This window comes from Acidovorax sp. ST3 (assembly GCF_003231145.1).
Classification (GTDB): Bacteria; Pseudomonadota; Gammaproteobacteria; order Burkholderiales; family Burkholderiaceae_C; genus Acidovorax.
The window spans coordinates 221,733-244,365 of record NZ_QKVP01000001.1 but is presented as its reverse complement, the minus strand read 5'-3'; the positions used below and the strand labels follow the sequence as shown (position 1 = coordinate 244,365).

Genomic DNA, 22,633 nt, shown 5'->3' with positions numbered 1-22,633 from the left:
CCACGGCCTTGTTCTTACTGACGCGCTGGTACACTTGCCCAACTCTCTTTGTTCCAATTTGTGTCTGACTCAGCGGCCTCTCATCTGGTAGATCTGCGCGACCTTCGCCTGGATACTGCCCACGCACTGGTGGCTCAGGCCGGCGGCAGCGAGGCAGCACTGCACCGCGAGGTGCCTTCCCTTTATTTGCAGGGCCTGATCGACGGCCTGTGCGAGCTGTCGCTCAAAGACCCGCTCACGGGACTGGCGAACCGCAGACATTTCCGTGCCGTGCTGGAACGTGAAATCGATCGCGTCACCCGCTCCGGCGAGGCAGCCCTGCTGCTGATGCTGGACATCGACCACTTCAAAAGGGTGAATGACACCCACGGCCATCTGGCTGGCGATGTGGTGCTCCAGTCGGTAGCTCGCACGCTCAGCGCCTGTGTGCGCCCCATGGACACCCTGGCCCGCTATGGCGGCGAAGAATTTGCGGTGGTGCTGCCCGCCTGCCAGGCCGCCTTTGGCCGGGTGGTGGCAGAACGCATTCGGCGCGCAGTGGCCAACACGCCGATCCGCATCTCCCCGACAGTCGAACTGAACGTGACGGTGAGCATTGGTGGCGCGTTCGCCATGCAGTGGATCCGCTCCACCACCCTGCTGTGGACCGACCGTGCCGACCACCAGCTCTACCAGGCCAAGGCGTCGGGCCGCAACCGTGTCAGCATCGAGGAACAACCCGACAGCACCGTCAGTGCCGAAGAGAAAAGCCTGTTGTTTGGCCCGCTCTACACCCCTTCGGGTTGGGGCGATCTGCCTCCACTGGACCCCAACCCAACAGGCAGCGCCTACTGAAAGTTAGATGATGAGCGACGCGCTGTCCCCCCAACCCACCACGCCTGCAGCCCCTGCAGGCCCTGCCGCCCCCCTGGCCTCGGCCGCTTCTGGTGCCCGCATCATTGCGGTGACCAGCGGCAAAGGTGGTGTGGGCAAGACTTTCGTATCGGCCAACCTGGCCGCAGCCCTCACCCGCCGAGGCCAGCGCGTGCTGGTGCTCGACGCCGACCTGGGCCTGGCCAACCTGGACGTGGTGCTGAACCTGCACCCCAAGATCACCCTGCACGACGTGTTCACCGGCAAAGCCGCGCTGGACGACGCCGTGATCGCCGCGCCTGGAGGCTTTGACGTGCTGCTGGCCGGCTCGGGCATGGTGGAGTATTCGCGCCTCACGCCCGAGGTGCGCAACCAGTTCCTGAACGTGATCCAGGCGCTCACGCCGCGCTACGACGTGGTGCTGCTCGATACCGGTGCCGGCATCTCCGACGTGGTGCTGTTCTCGGTGTCGTTGGCGTCCGAGGTGCTGATTGTGGCCACGCCCGAACCCACCTCACTCACCGATGCCTACGCCGCCATCAAGGTACTGGCCATGCAGCAAAAGCGCCAGCATGTGCGCATGGTCATCAACCAGGCCGCGCGTCCTGGCGATGGCCGCGCCATCACCAGCCAGCTGCAGCAGGTGCTCGACCGCTTTGTGAGCACCGAGTCCGGCCGACCCATGCGCCTGATCCACATGGGCGACATCCCGGCCGACCCCTCGGTGCGCGATGCCGTGATGCGCCGCCAGTTGTTGCTGCTGCAAACCCCCGGCTGCCCAGCGGCGCTGGCCATTGCGCAGCTGGCCAACAAGATCGAGTCCACGCTGCTGTCACCGGCGGCATGACCCGAAAACGCCCGGCAGCGCAATGCGCAGCCCGGCCACTGTGACCCACAGGCCCGCCAGCGGGCCTTTGTGCTTTTTTACTGCCGTGAACCCTACCGACACCGTCCTCAACATCTCCTGCTACAAGTTTGTGCCGCTGCCCGATGCCGCCACACTGCGCGATGTGCTGCATGAGCGTGCGGTGGCCGCCCAGCTCAAGGGCACCATCCTGCTGGCGGAGGAAGGCATCAACTTCTTTCTGGCGGGCCCGGCCGATGCCGTGCGGGGGTTTGTCGCTCAGCTGCGCACCGATGCCCGCTTTGCCGACCTGGAGCCCAAGGAGAGCTGGTCGGCCACGGTGCCGTTTCGCAAGATGCTGGTCAAGGTCAAGCGCGAGATCATCCGCATGGACCACCCCACTATCCGCCCTGCCGCAGGCCGCGCGCCCTCGGTAGACCCGGCCACGCTGCGCCGCTGGCTGGACCAGGGGCACGACGACGAAGGCCGTGAAGTGGTCACGCTAGACACCCGCAACGCCTTCGAGGTGGACGCAGGCACGTTCGACAACGCCATCGACTGGCGCATCGACAAGTTCACCGAGTTTCCGCCCGCGCTGCGCGCCCACAAGGCCGAGCTGCAGGACAAGACCGTGGTGAGCTTCTGCACCGGCGGCATCCGCTGCGAAAAAGCCGCCATCCTCATGCGCGAGGAAGGCCTGCCCCATGTCTACCAGCTGGAGGGCGGCATCCTGAAGTACTTTGAACTGACGGATGGCGCGCACTACCACGGCGGGTGCTTTGTGTTTGACGAGCGCCGCGTGCTGGACACGGGGCTTGCCATCGACGCTCCCTCTGCGGTCGTAGCGACCGCAGAAAACGCTATCAAATCATGAGCTGCCAGCGCTTGACGCACTAGCGCTACAGCCCATTTTTATCTAAACATCACGCTTTGATCACGCCTTGAAGCGGTGTTCCGGCAGGGGAATCCATTCCACCTCGCCCGGCACCTGGCCCATCGCCTGTGCCTCCCAGTCGCTGGCGGCCTGCACGATGCGCTCCTTGCGGCTGGAGACAAAGTTCCACCACATGTGGCGTGGCGCATCCAGCGGCTCGCCGCCGATCACCATCAGGCGCACGGCGCTCTCACCTGCCGTCAAACGCAGGGACTGGCCGGGCTCCGCCACGGCCAGAATGTGCGCAGGTACCTCACCGCCGTTCAATGACACCGGAGCATCCACGGTGTACACCGCCAGCTCGGGCGCCAGTGCCGGGATCTCCAGGGTGGCGCCAGCGGGCAGCTGCACGTCCAGGTACAAGGTGCGCGAGTAGGTGGCCACCGGCGAGGTCTGACCAAATGCCTCGCCGACTAGCACCCGCACGCTGGCCCCATCCACCTGCACCTGCGGGATGGCCGGAGCAGGCGTGTGCACAAACGAGGGGTCGGCTTCTTCGTGGGCCAGTGGCAGCGCAGCCCACAGCTGGATGCCGTGGTTCACATACGGCTGGTTTGCCAGGCTCTCCGGGCGGCGCTCGGAGTGCACGATGCCCCGCCCCGCCGTCATCCAGTTGATGGCGCCGGGTTCGATCTGCTGCACATAGCCCAGACTGTCGCGGTGCATGATGGCGCCCGAGAACAGGTAGGTCACCGTCGCCAGGCCAATGTGCGGATGGGGCCGCACGTCGTGGCTATCGCCCGGAGCGACGGTCACCGGACCGAAGTGGTCGAAAAACAGGAAGGGCCCCACGGCCTTGCGCTGCACAGCGGGCAGCAGGCGGCGCACGGTGAAACCGCCGCCCAGGTCCTTGGCATGGCCCGTGAGGGGCAGAAAAGAAGTGCTGGGGGTATCGCTCATGCCGCACGCTCCACCACGGTGCTGATCTCGGTCGTCACCGTGGTCATCAACTTGTGCACCGGGCATTTCTGCGCCACGTTTTCCAGCTCGGCGATCTGGGCATCGGTGAGGTCGCCGCTGACCTGCAGCCGGGTCGCGAGGCGGTAGACGCCCGCACGCTCGGCCGAGGCGTCGCGCTCGACCACGGTCTGCACATCGTCCACCGGAAGGCCCTTGCGGCGCGCGTACCACAACACCGTGAGCGCCTTGCAGGCCCCCAGGGCAGCGTCATACAGATCGTGCGGGCTCGGGCCGCTGTCGGTGCCGCCCTCTTCCACACTGCCATCGGCCACGAGATCGTGCGCACGGATGTGCACGGTCTGGGCCATGGGCGCGCCGGGGACGCGCCGCAATTCAACTGCCATGGGGTGTTCTCCTGGTTGTATTGGGGCGCGCCACTGTAGCGCCAAAAGGCGGCTGCGCCTTAACGAGAGAGGCGGCGGGCCACGTCGGCCACACGCTGGCCAAACTGCTTGCCCGTCTCCAGGTCGCCAGGGAACATCTCGGCAGCCGAGGCGTCGGACGGCGACTGGGACATGGCGCCGCTGAACGAGCCGATCCAGTTCACATCGTTGCGCGTGGCCGCCTTGGAGTTGGCGGGCATCATGCCGTTGCCCACCCAGATGCCACCGTGCTGCATGGCCAGGTGGAACATGTAGTCCAGCGTGATCTGCTTGTCGCCGTTGGTGCTAGCGCTGTTGGTAAAGCCAGCGAACAGCTTGTCCTTCCAGGCCTGGCTGAACCAGGGCTTGGACGAGGCGTCGGCAAACTTCTTGAACTGCCAGCTCGGGCCAGCCATGTACGTGGGCGAGCCAAAAATGATGGCACTGGCTGCGGCCAGCGTTTCCCAGCCACCTTCGGGCAGATTGCCTTCTGCGTCAATGGCGACCAGCTGGGCGCCTGCGCCCTCCGCCACCGCCTGTGCCAGACGCTGCGTGTGACCATAACCCGAGTGGTAAACAACTGCGATGTGTGCCATGAGATAACTCCTGTTGAAACGATGAGGGAACGAGACCAGGGGAAAAACCAAAAAAACGACCGACGAACTGCCTACAGAACAACAAACAACCACGCGATTGAATGCCAGAACCTGCACCCCTGCGGGCTGCAGGCCCTTTATCGACAGACCGGATCAGCGGTCCGAGCGGCGTGCGTCCAGGCTCCACGCACCGGCGCCAAATGCTGCCAGGGCCAGCAGGCCGCCGGTCACGCCCACGTTCTTGAAGAACATGAGCTGCTGCATCATTTGCTTGTCAGCGGGCAGGTTCCAGTAGGCATGGAAGAAGAAGCTGGCCACCAGCGTGAAGAAGGCCAGCGCCAGCGCGGCGAACCGGGTGCCCACGCCAAAGATCAGCGCCAGGCTGCCCAGCACTTCAACCGCCGCCGCAATGGCTGCGGCCACCGTGGGCATGGGCAGGCCCACCGACGTGATATAGCCCACGGTACCGGCAAAGCCGGTCAGCTTGCCAATGCCCGCAGGCAGGAACAGGGCGGCCAGCAGCAGGCGCGATGCCAGGGCCAAGGGGTTTTGCAGTGATGTGAACATGGTGAAGAACTCCTGAGTGAAAGTGGTTACGAAGTAAAAATCAGGCGGCCAGGTCAAACACCAGCACCTCGGCGTCGTGTCCATGGGTCAAAGACAAGGTGGTTTCCTTTTCCATCAGCAGCGCATCGCCGCCCGATAGGGTCTGGCCGTTGGCGGTCAGCGCGCCGCGCACCAGGTGCACATAGGTCTTGCGGGCGGGGTTCAGCGCCAGAGTGACGGACTCGTCCCCATCCAGCAAACCCGCATACAAGGCCGCATCGGCATGGATCTTGACCGAGCCCTGCGCGCCATCGGGCGACGCCACCAGGCGCAGGGCGCCGCGCTTTTCCGCCTCGGCAAAGGTCTTTTGCTCGTAGCTGGGCGGAATGCCGCGTACGTTGGGCTCAATCCAGATCTGCAGGAAGTGCGTGGTCTGGCCCGCAGCGTGGTTGAACTCGCTGTGCTGCACGCCAGTGCCTGCGCTCATGCGCTGCACGTCACCGGGCGGGATGCCCTTGACGTTGCCCATGCTGTCCTTGTGGGCCAGTTCGCCCGACAGCACGTAGCTGATGATTTCCATGTCGCGGTGGCCATGGGTTCCAAACCCGGTGCCCGGCGCAATGCGGTCTTCGTTGATGACGCGCAGGTTGCCAAAGCCCATGTGGGCGGGGTCGTAGTACCCGGCGAACGAGAAGCTGTGGAAGGAATTGAGCCAGCCATGGTCGGCGTGGCCCCGGTCTTGCGATTTACGAACAGTCAGCATGTGAGTGCTCCTTTCAAGACTCGACTGTAGGACTGCCACACCCGCTGCGGGCACAGACGGATTGATGGCAATGTTCAAATAATCTGAATTAACATGACGCCACCATGCAAAACGCCCGCGATGTCCTCACCCCCGATGCGCTGACCATGCTGCAGGTGATTGCCGAGGCCGGCAGCTTTGCCGCCGCCGCACGGCAACTGGGCCTGGTGCCCAGCGCCCTCACCTATCGCGTGCGCCAGATCGAAGACGCACTGGACGTGCTGCTGTTCGACCGCAGCGCGCGCCAGGCCCGCCCCACCGAGGCCGGGGTAGAGCTGCTGCGCGAAGGCGCGCGCCTGCTGCAGGACATCGACGCCGTGGCCCACCGCGTGCGCCGCGTGGCCACGGGCTGGGAGCCGCAGCTCACGCTGTCGGTGGACGGCATCATCTCGCCCCACACCCTGCTGGAGCTGGTGGACGCGTTCTACGCCATGAAGCCCCCCACGCGCCTCAAGCTGCGCGACGGCATCATGACTGGCACGCTGGAGGCGCTGACCTCCGGCCGCGCCGACCTGGCCATTGGCGTATCGGTCGCCAGCAACAACGTGGCCGGCCTGCAGCAAGGGCTGCTGGGCGATGTGCTCTTCATCTACGTGGTGGCGCCCCACCACCCGCTGGCCACCGCGCCCGAGCCGATCTCCGACGCCACGCTGCTGGAGCACCGCGCCGTGGCCGTGGCCGACTCGGCCACCCGTGGCGGCGCCACCATGGGCCTGCTGGGCGGACAGGACGTGTTGACGGTGGACACCATGCAGGCCAAGGTGCGCGTGCAGTTGCGCGGCCTGGGCGGCGGCTTTCTGCCCGAACCCATGGTGCGCCCCTACCTGGAGGCCGGCCGCCTGGTGGCGCGCCGCGTGGCCCGGCCGGAGCGCAACGTGCGCGTGCACTACGCCTGGGGCGGCCCTGGCTTCACCGCCCCCGGCCGCGCGCTGCAGTGGTGGCTGAACCAGCTGCAAAGCCCCGCCACACGCCGCGCTCTGCTGGAAAACCACCATCATTTGTGACCCTGATCAAGTGCGCACAGGCCGGCACCGCGTGTAGAGTGGTTGCTGTTGGTTTTGCATCGCATTTCTTTTGCCGACCGTCACCGAAAGGCCTCCCATGAGCAAACCTGATCCTCTCCCCGCCAAACGGCTCCGACGCACCAGCGCCCCGGCCCCTGCAGCTTCCGCAGCGCCCGCCACCCCTATCACCCCCTCCGGCAAACCGCAGCGCCACTTCGCCATCATTGGCGCGGGCATGGCGGGCATTGTCTGTGCCCGAACCCTGGTCCAGGCCGGCCACCGGGTGACAGTGTTCGAAAAGTCCCACCAGGCTGGCGGCCGCACCGCCACCATCGACAGCCCCTTTGGCAACTTTGATGCCGGTGCCCAGTATTTCACCGTGCGCGACCCCCGCTTTGCCCGAGCCATCGACACCGTGCCCGGCATCTGCAAGCGCTGGAGCGCCAATTCGGTCCAGGTGCTGGACGCCGCAGGCCGGGTGGCCGCCGTGGGCCTGCCCCACCGCGAAGCCCACTGGGTCGCCACCCCGGGCATGCAGTCGCTGGTGACCACCTGGGCGGAACCCTTGGCCCAGGCAGGCCAGCTGGTCACCCACACCCGCGTCACCCGCATCGAACCCGACGCCGTGAACGCACCCGGGTGGCAACTGCGCACCGAAGGCGCGGGCGGCGAGCAGCATGTGTATGCGGGCTTTGACGCGGTACTGCTGGCCCAGCCCTCGGTGCCCGCACAGGCCTTGATTTCCGGCTCCGGGCTCGACTCCCCGCTGGCCGACGCCATGTGCAAGGTCGCCATCGCGCCCTGCTGGACCCTGATGCTTGCCTACCCCCAGGCCGTGCGCCCCGGCCTGACCACGCTCGGCCCGCAATGGAACGCCGCGCGCAGCACCCACCACCGCATTGCCTGGCTGGCGCGCGAGTCGTCCAAGCCGGGCCGCAACGTGGTGGAGCGCTGGACGGTGCAGGCCAGCCCCGCCTGGTCGGCAGAACACCTCGAAGACGACGAAGCCCGCGTGCAGGCCAAGCTGCTCAAGGCATTTGCCGAGGTCACTGGTATCCGGGCCGAGCCTGCGCATGCCGACACCCGCCGCTGGCGCTATGCGCAGACCACCCACCCGCTGGGCAAGAGCCACCTGTGGGACGCCAAGGCCGGCCTGGGCGCCTGCGGAGACTGGTGCCTGGGGCACCGGCTGGAAGATGCCTTTGTGTCGGGCCTGGAACTGGCACTTGCCGTGGCATGACGGGGGGCGTAGGAGCAACGCCGCACAACGGGGGCAGCCCCGCAGCACGCCCAGAGGAGCGCAATGTGGGGCGCTATGTGGGGCGGTTTGCCCCCTCCCCCACGGGCCCGCTGCACGCGGGTTCTCTGGTGGCCGCGCTGGCCAGCTGGCTGGATGCACGCGCACACAACGGCCGGTGGCTGGTGCGCATCGAGGATGTGGACCAGCCCCGCTGCGTGCCGGGGGCGGACACCTTCATCCTGCAGCAACTGGCCACCTGTGGCCTGCACCCCGATGCCCCGCCCCAGTGGCAGTCTGCGCGCAGCAGTCTTTACCAGCGCGCCCTGGACCAGCTGGTGGCGCAGGGCGATGCCTACCCCTGCGCGTGCTCACGCAAGGACATCGAAGACGCCCATGCCGCCCAGGGCCATGCCCGCGAGCGACATGCCGCGCTGCCCTACCCCGGCACCTGCCGGCAGGGGCTGCACGGCCGCACGGGACGCTCCTGGCGATTCAATGTCACAGACTTCAAGCCAAAACAGCCTATTGCGCTCGTGGATCATGCCTGGATCGCTATCTATTCAGTAGCAGATGGCATGCTGCAGTGGCGCGACCGCCGCCTGGGGCGCCAGCAGCAACAGGTGGCTAACGCCGTAGGCGACTTTGTGCTGCGCCGCGCAGACGGGCTGTGGGCTTACCAGCTGGCCGTGGTGGTGGACGATGCCGACCAGGGCATCACCGACGTGGTCCGGGGAGAGGACCTGGCAGACAACACCCCGCGCCAGATCCTGCTGCAGCAGGCGCTGGGGCTGCCCACGCCGGGCTATCTGCACACCCCGCTGGTGTGCGGCGACAACGGTGAAAAGCTCTCCAAACAAAACGGCGCGCGCGCGCTGGACCTGGACAACCCGTTACTGGCTTTGTCGCACGCCGCGCTGGCCTTGGGCTTGCCCGCTGTGGCAAATCTGCACAACATTTGCATACCCGACGCACTGGCACAGTGGGTCGCGGCGTGGCGACGAAACTACAATGGCCCACCGTGACCGAATTGACCACAGCCTCCGCCCCCGCCAGTGCTGCGCCCGCAGCCTCCACCGTCCCCGCAGCGCCCACCGCACCGGGATCTGCCCCCGCCGGTGTGACCTACCCCAAAACTATCAAGAGCTTTGTGCGCCGCGCCGGCCGCACCACCACGGGCCAGGCCAAGGCCTTTGAAGACTTCGGCCCGCGTTTTGTGCTGCCCTACACCGCTGCCCCGCTGGACGCCACCGCCGCCTTTGGCCGCAGCGCGCCGCTGGTGCTGGAGATCGGTTTTGGCATGGGCGAGGCCACGGCCCATATTGCCCGCGTGCGGCCTGACGACAACTTTCTGTGCTGCGAGGTGCATGAACCCGGCGTGGGCGCCCTGCTCAAGCGCATTGGCGAACAAGGGCTGACCAACATCCGCATCTTGCAGCACGACGCCGTGGAGGTGATCGACCACATGCTGCCGCCCGGCGTCCTCGACGGCGTGCACATCTTCTTCCCCGATCCCTGGCACAAGAAAAAGCACAACAAGCGCCGCCTGATCCAGCCCCCGCTGGTGGCCAAGCTGGCTGCACGCCTCAAGCCCGGCGGCTACCTGCATTGCGCCACCGACTGGCAACCCTACGCAGAGCAGATGCTGCAGGTGCTGAGCGCCGAGCCCCTGCTGCAAAACACCGCAGACGGCTTTGCACCGCAACCCGACTACCGCCCGCTGACCAAGTTCGAAAACCGAGGCCTGCGACTGGGCCATGGGGTGTGGGACGTGGTGTTTGTGCGCCGTAACTGACCCAACGACATGCCCCGATCGGCCCGCAGCACACCGCCTATGAAACCCATCCTGCAAAACCTGGTGGAGATGACTGGCCACCGCGACCACCTGCGGCTGGAAGTGTCGGTGCTGTCCACGCTGCAAAAACTCAGCAGCATCATCGAGGTGCGGGCCCTGGAACTGTTCACGGAGGGCGGCGTGCCCCATGTGCGCCCCCGCACTTGGGTGGACAACGGCCAGCTGGTGTCCACCGACTCCGAAGCCGCAGCCGACCCTCGCCGGGAGCCGCTGGACCAGTACCCCGCCCTGCGGGACTGCGTGGACAACCGGGGCGAGCGCGCCCTGGCCTCACCCCGCCGGGGCCGCCATGTGCTCTGGCTGCCGGTGTGGATGCACGACAAGGTCAGTACCTGCCTGGAGATCACCCAGTCGCGCCCGTTCTCGGCCCACAAGCTCGACGTGCTCATGGGCGTGTTTCAGGTGTACCAGAACTACCAGAGCCTGCTCGACTACAGCGAGCGCGATGCGCTCACCGGCCTGTTCAACCGCAAGACGTTTGACGAGCAATTCTCCCGCTACACCATGAGCGGGCTGGCCAGCCGGTCTGGTGCAGTCACCGAGTCCTTTGCGGCCGAAGAAACCGCCGTGGCCAGCGACAACGAGCCCGTGCAGCAATGGCTGGCGGTGGTGGATATCGACCACTTCAAGCAGGTCAACGACCGCTTTGGCCACCTCTATGGTGACGAAGTGCTGATCCTGATCGCCAACATCCTGCGCAGCTCATTCCGCAGCCACGACCGCATCTTCCGATTTGGCGGCGAAGAGTTTGTGGTGCTGCTGCGCTCCACCACGCTGAGCACTGCCCACAAGGTGTTCAACCGCTTCCGGCTGGCCGTGCAGGAGTACCACTTCCCGCAGGTGGGCCAGGTGACGGTGAGCCTGGGTTTTGTGAGTACCACGCGCGGTTCGCCCGTCGAAATCCTGGGCCAGGCCGATCAGGCGCTGTACTACGCCAAGGAACATGGCCGCAACCAGGTCTGCTTCTACGACGATCTGGTGGCCAGCGGGCACCTGGCGACCAAGGTCGCCAACGACGACGTCGAATTGTTCTGAGCGGGCTGCGCCCTCCGTAGCCCCCCCGCTTTCTACTATCCGCTACGCAAAGGCGGGCACTGACCAAGCCGGATTCCATCGGCCACCGTGCAGTGCGCACTGCGTGCCCCCTGTCAGCCCAGCGATGCCAGGATCGCCTCCACGTTCACCTCATCGCGCTGCGCGGGCGTCAGGAAGCGCTCTGCGTAGTCACGCCACACACCACTGGTCAGGAAGAAGCGGAACACCTCGGCATCGATGTGCCGCTCGCGCACCATGTGGGTCATGATCTTGAGCGACTCGGACAGCGTCTTGGGTGGCTTGTAGGGCCGGTCGGCCGCAGTCAGCGCCTCAAAGATATCGGCCAGGGTCATTACGCGGTCGGCCAAGGTCAGCTCTGGCGCCTTCAGCCGCCGAGGGTAGCCGGTGCCGTCCAGCTTTTCATGGTGTGACCCGGCAATCGCCGGCACGCGCGCCAGGTGCGGCGGAAACGGCAGACCGCTGAGCATGATGATGGTCTGCACGATGTGGTCGTTGATCTTGAAGCGGTCTTCGGCGGTGAGCGTGCCCCGCTGTATGGACAGGTTGTGCAGCTCACCCAGGTGGGCCTCGTACGGCGGCAACACCATGTCGAAGCCCCAGCGGTTGGCGGGGTTGCCCGCCTCCACCGGCGGCTTGCGGGTGCCCCAGGGCACGATGTGCTCCGGCCGGTCGGCCAGCAGCGGCTCGTTGGCGGGCAAGGGGCGCACCGGCACGGTCGAAAGCCGCAGCATCTCGGCCGCCGACAGGCCCAGGCGGTCGTCAAAATGCCGCTGCCAGATCTGGCGGCCAATGGCCTTGAGGCGGGCGATGTCCGCCTCGGCCATGAATTCACCCCCCACGTTGCAGCGGGCCACAAAGGCAAAGTCGTCCTGCAGTTGTTCGCGCCGCTGCAGCAGCTCGCGCTGCAGGCGCACCGGGTCCACGCCCGACACATGCTGCTTCCAGTAGTCCAGCTCTGCGTCCCGCCACAACACCTCAAAGCGCATGCGCACCTCATGAATGCGGTTGTAGAGCGTTTCCAGCTTGGTGGCCTTGTCGATGATGTGCTCAGGGCTGGTGACCTTGCCGCAGTCGTGCAGCCAGGCCCCCAGGCGGAACTCGTAGCGCTCGGCGTCGGTCATGGTGACCTGGGCAAACGGGCCGTCTTTGGCTGCGCACATGCGATCCATGAGTGCTTCGGCCAGCTCGGGCACCCGCTCACAGTGGCCGCCGGTGTAGGGGCTTTTGGCGTCGATGGCGTCGGCCAGCAGGCGGATGACGGCGTCCAGCAGCTTCTTTTGGCCTTCGATCAGGCTGCGGGTCTCAATGGCTACCGATAGCGTGCCCGACAGCTTTTCGACAAAGGCCCGGAAATGCGCGTCGTCCTGCGTCTGGTCCGCGATGTAGCGCAGCACCAGCAGGCCCAACGGTTGTCCGTCGCGGGTGCGCAGCTGCACGCGCAGCACGCGGGCGGGCTCGGTGTCATCGTCGTCTTCGTGCAGGTCGCCGGGCTGGGGCTCGGTGTGGTTGATGAAATGCACCATGGCCAGGTGCTCGGGGTAGCGGGACTGCTGCTCCGGGTCCTCGCAATGGCGGGCCGCGCGCAGCAAGCCGGTGCGTTGCGGGTCCACCAGGTACACCGCACCGCCGGTGCAACTGGTGGCGCGCACCAGCTCGTACAGCACACTCGACAGCATCAGGTCAGTGCGCGATTCGGCGCTGATGTGGTGGGTGATGTGCAGGAACTCCTGGATGGTGTCGGACATGCGGTCCATCACCTGCCCCAGGTCGCGCACCTCGCGCACTGGCGACACCCGCCGTTCGGGCCGCCGGAAATCAAACCGCGCCAGCGCCCTGGCCTGCAACGCGAGCCCGAACAGGCTGCGTCCCACCCGTCGGCCAGCGAGCCAGCCCAACGGCAGCATCAGACCGATGAGCGACACCGACAGCCACACCTGCTGGCGCAAATTGTTGTTCACGTCGGCCAGCAGCTCCTTGGTGGGAATCACCATCAGAATCTGCAGCCCCTGCCAGCGCATCGACGCCAGCGGCAGCGAGCGGCCCAGCCATTCCTCGCCATCGGCCTGCAGACGGCGCGACTCGCCATCTTTCAGGCCGAGCGCCTGTAGCGCTTGCAGGCTGGGCACGCCCAGGTCGTCCAGCGCACGCAGCCGAAGGCCGGGCGTGTTGCCATCGCGCAGCAGCACGCGCGACATGTCGGGGTAGGCCAGCACGCGGCGGTCTTTGTCCACCACCGCAATCTCGGTGCGGGGCATCAGGCGCAGGCCACTGATTTCATGCCCCAGGTCGGTCAGGGCCACGTCCAGGCCAATCACCGCACGCCCGTCCTCGCTGGGCTGGCTCAGGGTGATGCCGACTTCCTGCGTGGTGAAGAACACATAGGGCGATGTGAGGATCTGGGTGTTCTGCTCCAGCGCCTCGGCATACCAGGGACGGGTACGGGGGTCATAGCGGTATTCCGGGCGGACGGCGGAGTCGATCAGCCGCAAGTCCGCGTCGTAATAGCTCCAGCGCCCCACCATGCCCGCCAAGCCGCGCTCCCGCGCCATGGACTGCACCAGGTACGCCGTTTTGGGCGGTGCATCCAGCCGCACCCGCAAGGCCTCGTTGCGCACCGGTCGCACCAGCAGAAACTGCCCGTCCGGGTAACCGATGAACACTGCCGACAGCAGCTGGTTCTGCTCCAGCAGCCGCGCCAGCACAGGCAGACGCCGCAGCCGTGCTGGCAGGGTGGACGCCGAGGCGACCGGGTCGAACGCCAGCAGGCGGATGGTGGCATCGGCCGGGTCCACGATGCGGTGTACCCGTTCGGCGATCAACTGGCTGATGCGCTGCGCGCTCTCGTCCGACGCCGCAATGATGGCCTGGCGCGCGCTGGTGCTGACCTGGTACACCAACAACGCTGTCAGCAACAGCATGGCGGTGACCACCACGGTGGCGATCAGGACCTCAAAGGGGATGGTGATACGGCGCCACCACGGCAGGTGGCCGCCTTGGCCCGCCAAAGCAGCACCAGTGCCGCGCAGCACAGCGGACGGCGGCGGGTCTTGGGGGCTGTCGCGCAGGGTGTCCATGCGCTGCACTTTAGGGTGAAAGCCCGCGTTCCGTCACCCTCTTTTTGGCAGCCATGGCTGCCACACCACAGCGGCCGGTGCCGCTGTGGTGGCCCGGGACATCAGCCCAGTTGCTGCGTGACCCAGCCCGTCACCGAGGCCAGCGCTGCAGGCAGCTTGGCCGCGTCGGTGCCACCGGCCATGGCCATGTCAGGCTTGCCGCCGCCCTTGCCGCCCACTTGCTGGGCCACAAAGTTGACCAGTTCGCCGGCCTTGAGCTTGCCCACGCTGTCGGCCGTCACGCCCGCAGCAATCTGCACCTTGTCGCCATCCACCGCGGCCAGCACGATGGCGGCAGTCTTGAGCTTGTCCTTGAGCTTGTCCATGGTGTCGCGCAGGGTCTTGGCGTCGGCACCGGGCAGCGCGGCAGCCAACACCTTCAGGCCCTTGACTTCCACCGCCTGGTTCACCAGCTCGTCGCCCTGGCTGGAGGCCAGCTTGCCCTTGAGCGCAGCGACTTCCTTCTCCAGAGCGCGCGCATTGTCCAGCGCCTGGCTGATGCGGCCGTTGAGCTCGGCCACCGGCGCCTTGAGGGTGCTGGCGGCCTGGTTCACGGTGTCTTCCAGGTTCTGCAGATAGGCCAGCGCGTTGGCGCCCGTCACCGCTTCGATACGGCGCACGCCTGCGGCCACGCCGCCTTCGCCCACCACCTTGAACAGGCCAATGTCGCCCGTGCGCTGTACATGGGTGCCGCCGCACAGTTCGCGGCTGGTACCGATGTCGAGCACGCGCACGGTTTCGCCATACTTTTCGCCGAACAGCATCATGGCGCCGGTCTTCTGGGCCGATTCGATGTCCATCACGCGCGCGTCGGTGGCCGTGTTGGCCAGGATTTCCTCGTTCACGCGGCGCTCGATCTCACGGATCTCAGCAGCGGTCACGGGTGCGTTGTGGGCAAAGTCGAAACGGGTGCGGTCGGCATTGACCAAGCTACCCTTTTGCTGCACGTGACTGCCCAGCACTTCGCGCAGGGCCTTGTGCATGATGTGCGTGACCGAGTGGTTGCGCATGGTGGCAGCGCGCACTGCGGTGTTCACCTGGGCCTGTACCGTGTCGCCCACGTTCAGCGTGCCCTCTTCCAGGGTGCCGTGGTGGCCGTACACATCGGCCTTGATCTTGAGCGTATCGCCCACCGCAAAGCGGGCAGAGCCGCTGGTGATCACACCTTCGTCACCCACTTGGCCGCCGCTTTCGGCGTAGAACGGGGTCGTGTCCAGCACCACCACGCCGTTTTGACCGGCTTTCAGGGCTGCAGCGCTGGTCCCATCTACGTAGATAGCTACGATTTTTGCAGTCTCGGCCAAATGCTCATAACCAGTGAACTGGTTGGCGGCACCGGTGTACTCCAGCGCCTTATCCATCTTGAACTTGCCAGCAGCACGGGCCTGGGCCTTCTGCTTTTCCATGGCGGTCTTGAAGCCGGCCTCGTCCACTTCCACGTCGCGCTCGCGGCACACGTCGTTGGTCAGGTCGAGCGGGAAGCCGTAGGTATCGTGCAGCTTGAAGGCCACGTCGCCCGGTAGCACCTTGGCGCCGCCGTCCAGCGCGGCGTCCAGAATTTCCATGCCGTTGGCCAGCGTTTCAAAGAAGCGCTCTTCTTCGGTCTTGAGCACGTCGGTAATGCGCTGCTCTTGCTCGCGCAGGGTCGGGTAGGCGTCGCCCATCAGGCGGGCCAGGTCGGCCACCAGCTTGTGGAAGAACGGCGTCTTCTTGCCGAGCTTGTAGCCGTGGCGGATGGCGCGGCGCACGATGCGGCGCTGCACGTAGCCACGGCCTTCGTTGCTGGGGATCACGCCATCACTCACCAGGAAAGCGGTCGCGCGGATGTGGTCGGCGATCACGCGCAGGCTCTTGTTGTTGAGGTCGGTCACGCCAGTTTCGCGGCCGGCAGCCTTGATGAGCTGGTCGAACAGGTCGATCTCGTAGTTGCTGTGCACATGCTGCAGGATGGCAGCGAGGCGCTCCAGGCCCATGCCGGTGTCCACGCAGGGGGCGGGCAGCGGCGTCACGGCGCCGGTTTCGTCCATGTCGAACTGCATGAACACGTTGTTCCAGATCTCGATGAAACGGTCGCCGTCTTCGTCGGGGCTGCCTGGAGGGCCGCCAGGGATCTCAGGGCCGTGGTCGTAGAAGATTTCGCTGCAAGGGCCGCACGGGCCGGTGTCGGCCATCATCCAGAAGTTGTCGGACTTGTAGCGACCGCCCTTGTTGTCGCCGATGCGGATCACACGCTCGGGCGGCAGGCCGATTTCCTTGGTCCAGATGTCATAGGCCTCGTCGTCCTCTTGGTAGACCGTGGCCAGCAGGCGCTCGGGCGGCAGCTTGTAGACGGTGGTGAGCAGTTCCCACGCCCACTTGAGCGACTCGCGCTTGAAGTAGTCGCCAAACGACCAGTTGCCCAGCATTTCAAAGAAGGTGTGGTGGCGCGCGGTGTAGCCCACGTTCTCCAGGTCGTTGTGCTTGCCGCCCGCACGCAGGCAGGCCTGCACGGACACCGCCCGGTTGTAGGGACGCTTGTCGGTGCCCAGGAACACGTCCTTGAACTGCACCATGCCCGAGTTAGTGAACATCAGCGTGGGGTCGTTGCCGGGCACCAGGGGGCTGGACGCCACAACGGTGTGGCCCTTGGAGACGAAGAAGTCCAGGAAGGACTTGCGGATGTCAGCGACAGAAAAAGTGGGAGTGCTCATGGTGTTGTGGAGTGGTTGCACGGAGCAGGCAGACCGCAGGACCCGCGCCTGTGCGCTGCCTGTCGCTGCCCCTATGGGGACCAACCTTTCATTATAGGTTTGCAGCCCTGGCGCACGTAGCAGCGGTGCGACAGCACGGGGCGGCACAGGATTTGCCAGGTTCCGTGCTTGCCCTCTCGCCCTCAATAACCCAGCGACCCATGGTCGGCGCTCGAAAATTCGCTTGCGCGCTTTTTTTGATATCTTGTTAATATATTAATAACTTCATCGCCCAACGCACCCAAGGAGCACCCTGTGAACCCACAACCCCGCTGGCAAGGCATCTTCCCCGCCGTGACCACCAAGTTCCACGCCGACGAGTCCATCGACGCCGAAGGCACGGCACGGCACATCGACTTCCAGATCCGTAACGGCATTCACGGGCTGGTCACCTGCGGCTCGCTGGGCGAGGCCAGCACCCTCACGCTGGAAGAAAAGCTCCAGGTCGCCAAAATTGCCCTGGAAGCAGCCGACGGCCGCGTGCCCGTGCTGGCCAATGTGTCCGAGACGAGCACCCGCGAGGCGCTGCGCTACATCGACGGCGGCAACCAGCTGGGTGTGGCGGGCTACATGGTCATGCCCTCGGTGATCTACGTGGCCGACGCCCGCGAGGCCATGGCCAACGTGCGCGCCATGGCCCATGCCGCCCAGCGCCCGCTTATGGTCTACAACAACCCCGTCGCATACCGCGTGGACCTGAAGCCCGAGCACATGCTGGAGCTGGCCGACTGCGAATGGATTGCCGCCATCAAGGAAAGCACAGGCGACATCCGCCGCATCACCGACCTGCGCAACACCGTGGGCAACCGCTACCAGCTCTTCCTGGGCGTGGACGACCTGGCCTACGAAGGCCTGGCCCTGGGCTGCGACGGCCTGCTGGCCGGCGTGGGCTGCGCCTTCCCGCGCGAAACGGTGGCGCTGTACGAGCTGATGAAGGCGGGCAAATTTGCTGAAGCACTGCCGCTGTACCAATGGATGACGCCCATGCTGCACCTCGATGTATCGAACAAGCTGGTGCAGAACCTCAAGCTCATCGACGTGCTGGTGGGTGTGGGCACCGAGCACATGCGCCGCCCCCGCCTGCCGCTGGTGGGTGAAGAGCGGGCGTTTGTCGAGCGCGTGGTGCGCAAAGCGCTCGAAACCCGCCCGACCCAGTACCAGTCTGTGGCCTGAGACACTAAGACCCCTGACCCACCACAACCAGAGCACCATGCGACGAATCCAAGTGATCGACTCCCATACCGGCGGCGAGCCGACCCGGCTTGTCATTGGCGGATTTCCGGACCTGGGCACGGGCACCATGGCCGAGCGGCGCGAGCGGCTGGCACGCGAGCACGATGCCTGGCGCGCCGCCACCGTGCTGGAGCCGCGCGGTAGCGACGTGGTGGTGGGCGCGCTGCTCTGCGCACCGCAAGACCCCGCCAACGCGGCGGGCGTGATCTTCTTCAACAACAGCGGCTACCTGGGCATGTGTGGCCACGGCACGATTGGCCTGATCGCATCGCTGGCCCACATGGGCCGCATCCAGCCCGGCGATCACCGCATCGAGACGCCGGTGGGCACGGTCACCACGACCTTGCACGCCGATGGTTCGGTGAGCGTGCGCAACGTGCCCGCCTATCGCCTGCACCACCAGTTGGCGGTGGATGTGCCCGGCTATGGCCGCGTAGTGGGTGATGTGGCCTGGGGCGGCAACTGGTTCTTTTTGATCTCGGACCACGGCCAGCGCGTGGCCAGCAACAACCTGGAGGCGCTGATGCACTACACCTGCGCCGTGCAGCAGGCCCTGAAGGACCAGTGCATTCGCGGCGACAACGGTGGCGAGATCGACCACATAGAGCTCTTCGCTGACGACGATGACGCGGACAGCCGCAACTACGTACTGTGCCCTGGCAAGGCCTACGACCGCTCGCCCTGCGGCACCGGCACCAGCGCGAAGATCGCCTGCCTGGCCGCCGATGGCAAGCTACAGCCGGGCCAGGTGTGGCGCCAGGCCAGCATCATCGGCAGCCAGTTCGAGGCCAGCTACACGCTGCAGGACGATGGCAAGCTCATCCCCACCTTGCGTGGCCGCGCCTACATGAGTGCCGAAGCGACCCTGCTGATCGACGACGCAGACCCGTTCGGCTGGGGCATCCGGCTGTAAACCGCCTTCTCCCACAGCACAGGCCCCATGCAAACCACCGACGTCCTTGTGATCGGCGCCGGCATCGTCGGCGCGGCCTGTGCCCATGCGCTGGCGCGAGCGGGGCTGTCGGTGCGAATCATCGATGCACACCTGGGCGGTGCCACGGCGGCGGGCATGGGGCATCTGGTGGTGATGGATGACAACCCGGCTGAGCTGGCGCTGAGCAAATCATCGCTCGACCTCTGGCACGCCTGGGTACCGCAGATGGATGCAGGTTGCGCCTTCACCGCCTGCGGCACGCTGTGGATCGCAGCCAATGAAGAAGAACTGCAGGCCGCACACACCAAGCGCGCCACCTTGCAAGCACAAGGCGTGGCCTGCAAGATGCTGGATGCCGCAGCCCTCGCTCGCGCAGAACCTGCGCTGCGCCCCGGCCTGGCGGGCGCGCTCCAGGTGAATGGCGACAGCGTGGTTTATGCCCCGCGTGCCGCCCAGTGGCTGGTGGCCCAGGCTGCAGCGCATGGAACCGTGGTTTTTGAACAGGCCGAAGCCGCGCAGATCGACGGCCACACCGTCACCTTACGGGACGGCAGCCAGCGCAGCGCAGGCGCCATTGTGCTGGCCAGCGGCATCCGGGCCCCGCAGCTGTGCCCCGGCCTGCCGCTGCGCCCCAAAAAGGGCCACCTTGTCATCACAGACCGCTACCCCGGCACCGTGCACCACCAGCTGGTGGAACTGGGCTACATCACCAGCGCCCACCACAGCGATGGCACCTCGGTGGCCTTCAACGTACAACCCCGGCCCACGGGGCAGTTGCTAATTGGCTCGTCGCGCGAGTTCGACACCACCGACCCGGCCGTCAACAACGCCGTGCTCGCGCGCATGCTGCAGCGCGCGCTCGGCTACCTGCCCGGTCTGGCGGACCTGAACGCGATCCGCACCTGGACGGGTTTTCGCGCTGCCACGCCCGACAGCCTGCCCATCATCGGCCCGCACCCGGCGCACCCCCACCTGTGGCTGGCCGTGGGCCACGAAGGGCTGGGCGTGACCACGGCCCCCGCCACCGCACAGCTGCTGGCTGCGCAAATCACGGGCAGCACACCGCCCATCGACCCCATGCCCTACGCCGCGCAGCGTTTTGCCGCGCAGCTTGTTGATTCACGGGGTGCTGCATGACGCGCTCCGCCCCCCACACCCTGACCGTGAAGATCGTCGTGAACGGAATTCCCCGGCAAGTACCAGCGGGCACCAGCGTGGCCGCCGCGCTGGCGCAACAACCACCGGGCACCACTCGCCGCTCGGTCACTGGCGAGGCGCGCGCGCCGCTGTGTGGCATGGGCGTGTGCCACGAATGCCGCGTGCGCATCCAGGGCCGCATCCGCCTGGCCTGCCAGACGGTGTGCGCCGAAGGCATGGCCATCGACACCGATGCAGGCACGGTTCCCGGGAGCGCCACACCATGCCACTGACCCCCATGCCCGCGCCCGCACACGCCCTCATGCACGAACGCTGCGACATCCTCATCATCGGCGCGGGCCCGGCAGGCATGGCGGCGGCCCTTGCCGCTGCGCCCAGCGGTGCGGCCATCACGGTGGTGGACGACAACCCCCAGCCCGGCGGCCAGATCTGGCGCGACGGCCCGCAGGTAGCCCGGCCCCCGCTGGCACAACAGCACCGCGCGGCACTGGCCCGGCACACCAACATCCGCGTGCTGATCGGCACCCGGGTGGTGGGGCTGGGGGCCAGCCAGCCCACCGACAAGGCCCCCGCCCTGCTGCTGGAAGACGCCGACCGGGGCTGGACCCAGCACAGCCACCGCATCATCCTGTGCACCGGCGCACGCGAGCTGCTGTTGCCCTTCTCCGGCTGGACCTTGCCCGGCGTGACGGGTGCGGGTGCGCTGCAGGCCCTCATCAAGGCGGGGCTGGACGTGCGCGGCCAGCGCATCGTGATTGCTGGTACAGGCCCCCTGCTGCTGGCAACGGCCGCCACAGCCACGCAGGCCGGTGCCAGGGTGGTGCGCATTGCCGAGCAGGCCTCCTGGGCAGCACTCGCGCGCTTTGCGGCGCAACTGCCACGCTGGCCGGCCAAGGCACTGCAGGCCCTCACGCTGCTGAATACTGGTCTGCGCGCCAACACCCATGTGCTGGAGGCACAAGGCACCACCCAGGTGCAGTCTGTGCGGCTGCGCAAGGGCGCGCACGCAGAAGAAACCATCGCCTGCGACCGCGTGGCCTGCGGCTTTGGCCTCGTGCCCAACACCCAGCTGGGCCAGCTGCTCGGTTGCACGCTGGGCGGACCGCTGAGCGGCGGCCTGGGTCTGGCAGTGGATGCGCAGATGCGCACCACGGTGCCGGGCGTTTTGGCGGCCGGGGAATGCACGGGCTTTGGCGGCAGCGAGCGTGCCCTGGTGCAGGGCGCCATCGCAGGCCACACAGCCGCAGGCCACGTTCAACAGGCCCAGGCACTGCGCCCGCAGCTTGCGCGCTGGGAGGGTTTTGCCCAGGCCCTGCAGACTTCGTTTGTGCTGAACGAGCAGCTCAAGGCCCTGCCCCGGCCTGACACCCTGGTGTGCCGCTGTGAAGACGTGACCTATGCCGACCTGGCCCCCCGCCAGGGCTGGATCGACGCCAAGCTGCACACCCGCTGCGGCATGGGCGCCTGCCAGGGGCGCATTTGCGGTGCAGCCACACAGCACCTGTTTGGGTGGACACCGACCGCGCCCCGGCACCTGCTGGCACCTGCACGCATCGCCACGCTGGCCGACTGCGGCGGGCCTGCGCCGGAAGGCCCCAGCGCAGCGCCGCCTGCCTGACCCGAAGCCTTTTCTCCAGCTCAGCAGCGACGCCCCCCACAAGCAACAGGCATTCATCTTGCTTGCAAATATATCTACCAGATATTAAAAATCCAACCTCCCCAAGCCACCTACCCACGCCCCTTGCACCCAGAGCACCGCACCATGCCATCCACCCACAGCCTCGCCCCACTACCCCCTGCCACGCCGCGTGCACCTGTTCGCTGGGTGCTGGCGCTGTCCTCGCACATCCTGCGCACCGAGCGGCTGGTGCTCACCGGTCTGATGACGCTGCTGGTGCTGTTCATCCTGCTCAACGTGGTCACGCGCTACACCGGGATGCCCATCTACTGGGTGGACGAAGCGGCGGTCTACACCGTGGTGTGGCTGACCTTTGTAGGCGCGTCGGTCATGACGCGGCTGCGCATGGACTTTGCCGTGACCATGCTGACCGACCACCTCGGCGCGCGGGGTGCCCGGGCATTCAAGGTGGTGGCCACCTTGGGCGTGCTGCTGTTTGGCCTGGCCATGCTGGTGATGTGCTGGGTGTGGATGGACCCCATCGGCATCGCACGCTACGGCTTTGATGCCAAGGAGTTTGCGGCCGAGAGCTTCAACTTCCTCTACACCGAGCGCACCCAGACGCTGAACTGGCCCACCTGGGTGCTGCAGCTCATCCTGCCGATCTTCTCGGCCACCTTCAGCGTACATGCGCTGGCCAACCTGCTGGAAGACATGGGCGCCGCAGAGCGTGTGCAGCACGCAGGCTTTGATGTGGTCAACGCCGACGCCGTGAACTGAACGCCCCCACCCCTGCAAAC

Annotated in this window: 21 protein-coding genes; 14 read left to right on the top strand and 7 right to left on the bottom strand. The window is 66.4% G+C overall.

Going from position 1 to position 22,633, the window contains the following annotated elements:
- Positions 1-60 precede the first annotated feature (60 nt).
- The 3 genes from DNK89_RS01090 (at position 61) to DNK89_RS01080 (ending at position 2,570) form a co-directional block, all read left to right on the top strand.
- A complete protein-coding gene (locus DNK89_RS01090; protein WP_043566426.1) occupies positions 61-834 on the top strand; it encodes a GGDEF domain-containing protein in 774 nt (257 codons plus the stop codon).
- Between the two features lie 10 nt (positions 835-844).
- A complete protein-coding gene (locus tag DNK89_RS01085; RefSeq protein ID WP_015013942.1) occupies positions 845-1,699 on the top strand; it encodes a MinD/ParA family protein in 855 nt (284 codons plus the stop codon).
- Between the two features lie 85 nt (positions 1,700-1,784).
- Positions 1,785-2,570 (top strand): sulfurtransferase, encoded by a 786-nt coding sequence (locus DNK89_RS01080; RefSeq protein ID WP_110959138.1) that lies wholly within the window; start codon positions 1,785-1,787, stop codon positions 2,568-2,570.
- A 60-nt stretch (positions 2,571-2,630) separates the two neighbouring features.
- Here the strand turns inward: DNK89_RS01080 and DNK89_RS01075 are convergent, their stop codons facing one another.
- The 5 genes from DNK89_RS01075 to DNK89_RS01055 form a co-directional block, all read right to left on the bottom strand.
- Positions 2,631-3,530 carry a pirin family protein gene (locus DNK89_RS01075; RefSeq protein ID WP_110958557.1) on the bottom strand — a complete coding sequence of 300 codons (900 nt, stop codon included), beginning with the start codon at positions 3,528-3,530 and terminating at the stop codon, positions 2,631-2,633.
- Entirely contained in the window at positions 3,527-3,934 is a 408-nt protein-coding gene (locus tag DNK89_RS01070) for an OsmC family protein (RefSeq protein WP_110958556.1), read from the bottom strand. Before DNK89_RS01070 ends, DNK89_RS01075 begins: the two co-directional genes overlap by 4 nt.
- Before the next feature lie 59 nt (positions 3,935-3,993).
- Positions 3,994-4,548: a flavodoxin family protein gene (locus tag DNK89_RS01065; RefSeq protein ID WP_060987534.1), complete on the bottom strand. Its 555-nt coding sequence runs from the start codon at positions 4,546-4,548 to the stop codon at positions 3,994-3,996.
- Between the two features lie 153 nt (positions 4,549-4,701).
- Complete coding sequence (locus DNK89_RS01060; protein ID WP_015013937.1) at positions 4,702-5,115, bottom strand: DoxX family protein; 414 nt, start codon at positions 5,113-5,115, stop codon at positions 4,702-4,704.
- 40 nt (positions 5,116-5,155) lie between these two features.
- Complete coding sequence (locus DNK89_RS01055) at positions 5,156-5,857, bottom strand: pirin family protein (protein WP_110958555.1); 702 nt, start codon at positions 5,855-5,857, stop codon at positions 5,156-5,158.
- Between the two features lie 104 nt (positions 5,858-5,961).
- Between DNK89_RS01055 and DNK89_RS01050 the strand changes: the two genes are divergently transcribed.
- From DNK89_RS01050 to DNK89_RS01030, 5 genes are all read left to right on the top strand, one after another.
- On the top strand, positions 5,962-6,900 hold the full coding sequence (locus DNK89_RS01050; RefSeq protein ID WP_056744595.1) for a LysR family transcriptional regulator: 939 nt from the start codon (positions 5,962-5,964) through the stop codon (positions 6,898-6,900).
- 97 nt (positions 6,901-6,997) lie between these two features.
- Positions 6,998-8,140 (top strand): NAD(P)/FAD-dependent oxidoreductase, encoded by a 1,143-nt coding sequence (locus tag DNK89_RS01045; RefSeq protein ID WP_238990650.1) that lies wholly within the window; start codon positions 6,998-7,000, stop codon positions 8,138-8,140.
- Entirely contained in the window at positions 8,137-9,162 is a 1,026-nt protein-coding gene (gluQRS, locus tag DNK89_RS01040; RefSeq protein WP_370220745.1) for a tRNA glutamyl-Q(34) synthetase GluQRS, read from the top strand. The genes DNK89_RS01045 and gluQRS overlap by 4 nt, the downstream gene beginning before the upstream one ends.
- 5 nt (positions 9,163-9,167) lie before the next feature.
- On the top strand, positions 9,168-9,932 hold the full coding sequence (gene trmB, locus DNK89_RS01035; RefSeq protein WP_370220863.1) for a tRNA (guanosine(46)-N7)-methyltransferase TrmB: 765 nt from the start codon (positions 9,168-9,170) through the stop codon (positions 9,930-9,932).
- Between the two features lie 39 nt (positions 9,933-9,971).
- The gene (locus DNK89_RS01030) at positions 9,972-11,027 is read left to right on the top strand and encodes a GGDEF domain-containing protein (RefSeq protein ID WP_015013931.1); all 1,056 of its coding nucleotides are present in this window, start codon (positions 9,972-9,974) and stop codon (positions 11,025-11,027) included.
- Between the two features lie 113 nt (positions 11,028-11,140).
- Here the strand turns inward: DNK89_RS01030 and DNK89_RS01025 are convergent, their stop codons facing one another.
- Positions 11,141-14,122 (bottom strand): HD domain-containing phosphohydrolase, encoded by a 2,982-nt coding sequence (locus tag DNK89_RS01025; protein WP_110958552.1) that lies wholly within the window; start codon positions 14,120-14,122, stop codon positions 11,141-11,143.
- A 101-nt stretch (positions 14,123-14,223) separates the two neighbouring features.
- The gene (gene alaS, locus DNK89_RS01020; protein ID WP_110958551.1) at positions 14,224-16,851 is read right to left on the bottom strand and encodes an alanine--tRNA ligase; all 2,628 of its coding nucleotides are present in this window, start codon (positions 16,849-16,851) and stop codon (positions 14,224-14,226) included.
- 294 nt (positions 16,852-17,145) lie between these two features.
- On the opposite strand from alaS, the gene DNK89_RS01015 reads away from it, so the two are divergent.
- From DNK89_RS01015 to DNK89_RS00990, 6 genes are all read left to right on the top strand, one after another.
- Positions 17,146-18,063 (top strand): dihydrodipicolinate synthase family protein, encoded by a 918-nt coding sequence (locus DNK89_RS01015; RefSeq protein ID WP_110958550.1) that lies wholly within the window; start codon positions 17,146-17,148, stop codon positions 18,061-18,063.
- A gap of 37 nt (positions 18,064-18,100) precedes the next feature.
- On the top strand, positions 18,101-19,036 hold the full coding sequence (locus DNK89_RS01010) for a 4-hydroxyproline epimerase (protein WP_110958549.1): 936 nt from the start codon (positions 18,101-18,103) through the stop codon (positions 19,034-19,036).
- Positions 19,037-19,063: 27 nt separating this feature from the next.
- On the top strand, positions 19,064-20,194 hold the full coding sequence (locus tag DNK89_RS01005; protein ID WP_110958548.1) for an FAD-binding oxidoreductase: 1,131 nt from the start codon (positions 19,064-19,066) through the stop codon (positions 20,192-20,194).
- Positions 20,191-20,487, top strand: a complete 297-nt coding sequence (locus DNK89_RS01000) for a 2Fe-2S iron-sulfur cluster-binding protein (protein WP_110958547.1) — start codon at positions 20,191-20,193, stop codon at positions 20,485-20,487. The genes DNK89_RS01005 and DNK89_RS01000 overlap by 4 nt, the downstream gene beginning before the upstream one ends.
- Positions 20,478-21,833 carry an FAD/NAD(P)-binding oxidoreductase gene (locus DNK89_RS00995; RefSeq protein ID WP_110958546.1) on the top strand — a complete coding sequence of 452 codons (1,356 nt, stop codon included), beginning with the start codon at positions 20,478-20,480 and terminating at the stop codon, positions 21,831-21,833. Before DNK89_RS01000 ends, DNK89_RS00995 begins: the two co-directional genes overlap by 10 nt.
- Before the next feature lie 144 nt (positions 21,834-21,977).
- Positions 21,978-22,613, top strand: coding sequence for a TRAP transporter small permease (locus DNK89_RS00990; RefSeq protein ID WP_110958545.1), 636 nt, complete (start codon positions 21,978-21,980; stop codon positions 22,611-22,613).
- Positions 22,614-22,633: the final 20 nt, after the last annotated feature.

Bases quoted from the DNA above. Each gene is read 5' to 3' on its own strand.
- DNK89_RS01085 (WP_015013942.1), top strand. From the start codon at position 845: ATGAGCGACGCGCTGTCCCCCCAACCCACCACGCCTGCAGCCCCTGCA.
- DNK89_RS01075 (WP_110958557.1), bottom strand. From the start codon at position 3,530: ATGAGCGATACCCCCAGCACTTCTTTTCTGCCCCTCACGGGCCATGCC.
- DNK89_RS01070 (WP_110958556.1), bottom strand. From the start codon at position 3,934: ATGGCAGTTGAATTGCGGCGCGTCCCCGGCGCGCCCATGGCCCAGACC.
- DNK89_RS01065 (WP_060987534.1), bottom strand. From the start codon at position 4,548: ATGGCACACATCGCAGTTGTTTACCACTCGGGTTATGGTCACACGCAG.
- DNK89_RS01060 (WP_015013937.1), bottom strand. From the start codon at position 5,115: ATGTTCACATCACTGCAAAACCCCTTGGCCCTGGCATCGCGCCTGCTG.
- DNK89_RS01055 (WP_110958555.1), bottom strand. From the start codon at position 5,857: ATGCTGACTGTTCGTAAATCGCAAGACCGGGGCCACGCCGACCATGGC.
- DNK89_RS01050 (WP_056744595.1), top strand. From the start codon at position 5,962: ATGCAAAACGCCCGCGATGTCCTCACCCCCGATGCGCTGACCATGCTG.
- DNK89_RS01045 (WP_238990650.1), top strand. From the start codon at position 6,998: ATGAGCAAACCTGATCCTCTCCCCGCCAAACGGCTCCGACGCACCAGC.
- gluQRS (WP_370220745.1), top strand. From the start codon at position 8,137: ATGACGGGGGGCGTAGGAGCAACGCCGCACAACGGGGGCAGCCCCGCA.
- DNK89_RS01030 (WP_015013931.1), top strand. From the start codon at position 9,972: ATGAAACCCATCCTGCAAAACCTGGTGGAGATGACTGGCCACCGCGAC.
- DNK89_RS01025 (WP_110958552.1), bottom strand. From the start codon at position 14,122: ATGGACACCCTGCGCGACAGCCCCCAAGACCCGCCGCCGTCCGCTGTG.
- alaS (WP_110958551.1), bottom strand. From the start codon at position 16,851: ATGAGCACTCCCACTTTTTCTGTCGCTGACATCCGCAAGTCCTTCCTG.
- DNK89_RS01010 (WP_110958549.1), top strand. From the start codon at position 18,101: ATGCGACGAATCCAAGTGATCGACTCCCATACCGGCGGCGAGCCGACC.
- DNK89_RS01005 (WP_110958548.1), top strand. From the start codon at position 19,064: ATGCAAACCACCGACGTCCTTGTGATCGGCGCCGGCATCGTCGGCGCG.
- DNK89_RS01000 (WP_110958547.1), top strand. From the start codon at position 20,191: ATGACGCGCTCCGCCCCCCACACCCTGACCGTGAAGATCGTCGTGAAC.
- DNK89_RS00995 (WP_110958546.1), top strand. From the start codon at position 20,478: ATGCCACTGACCCCCATGCCCGCGCCCGCACACGCCCTCATGCACGAA.
- DNK89_RS00990 (WP_110958545.1), top strand. From the start codon at position 21,978: ATGCCATCCACCCACAGCCTCGCCCCACTACCCCCTGCCACGCCGCGT.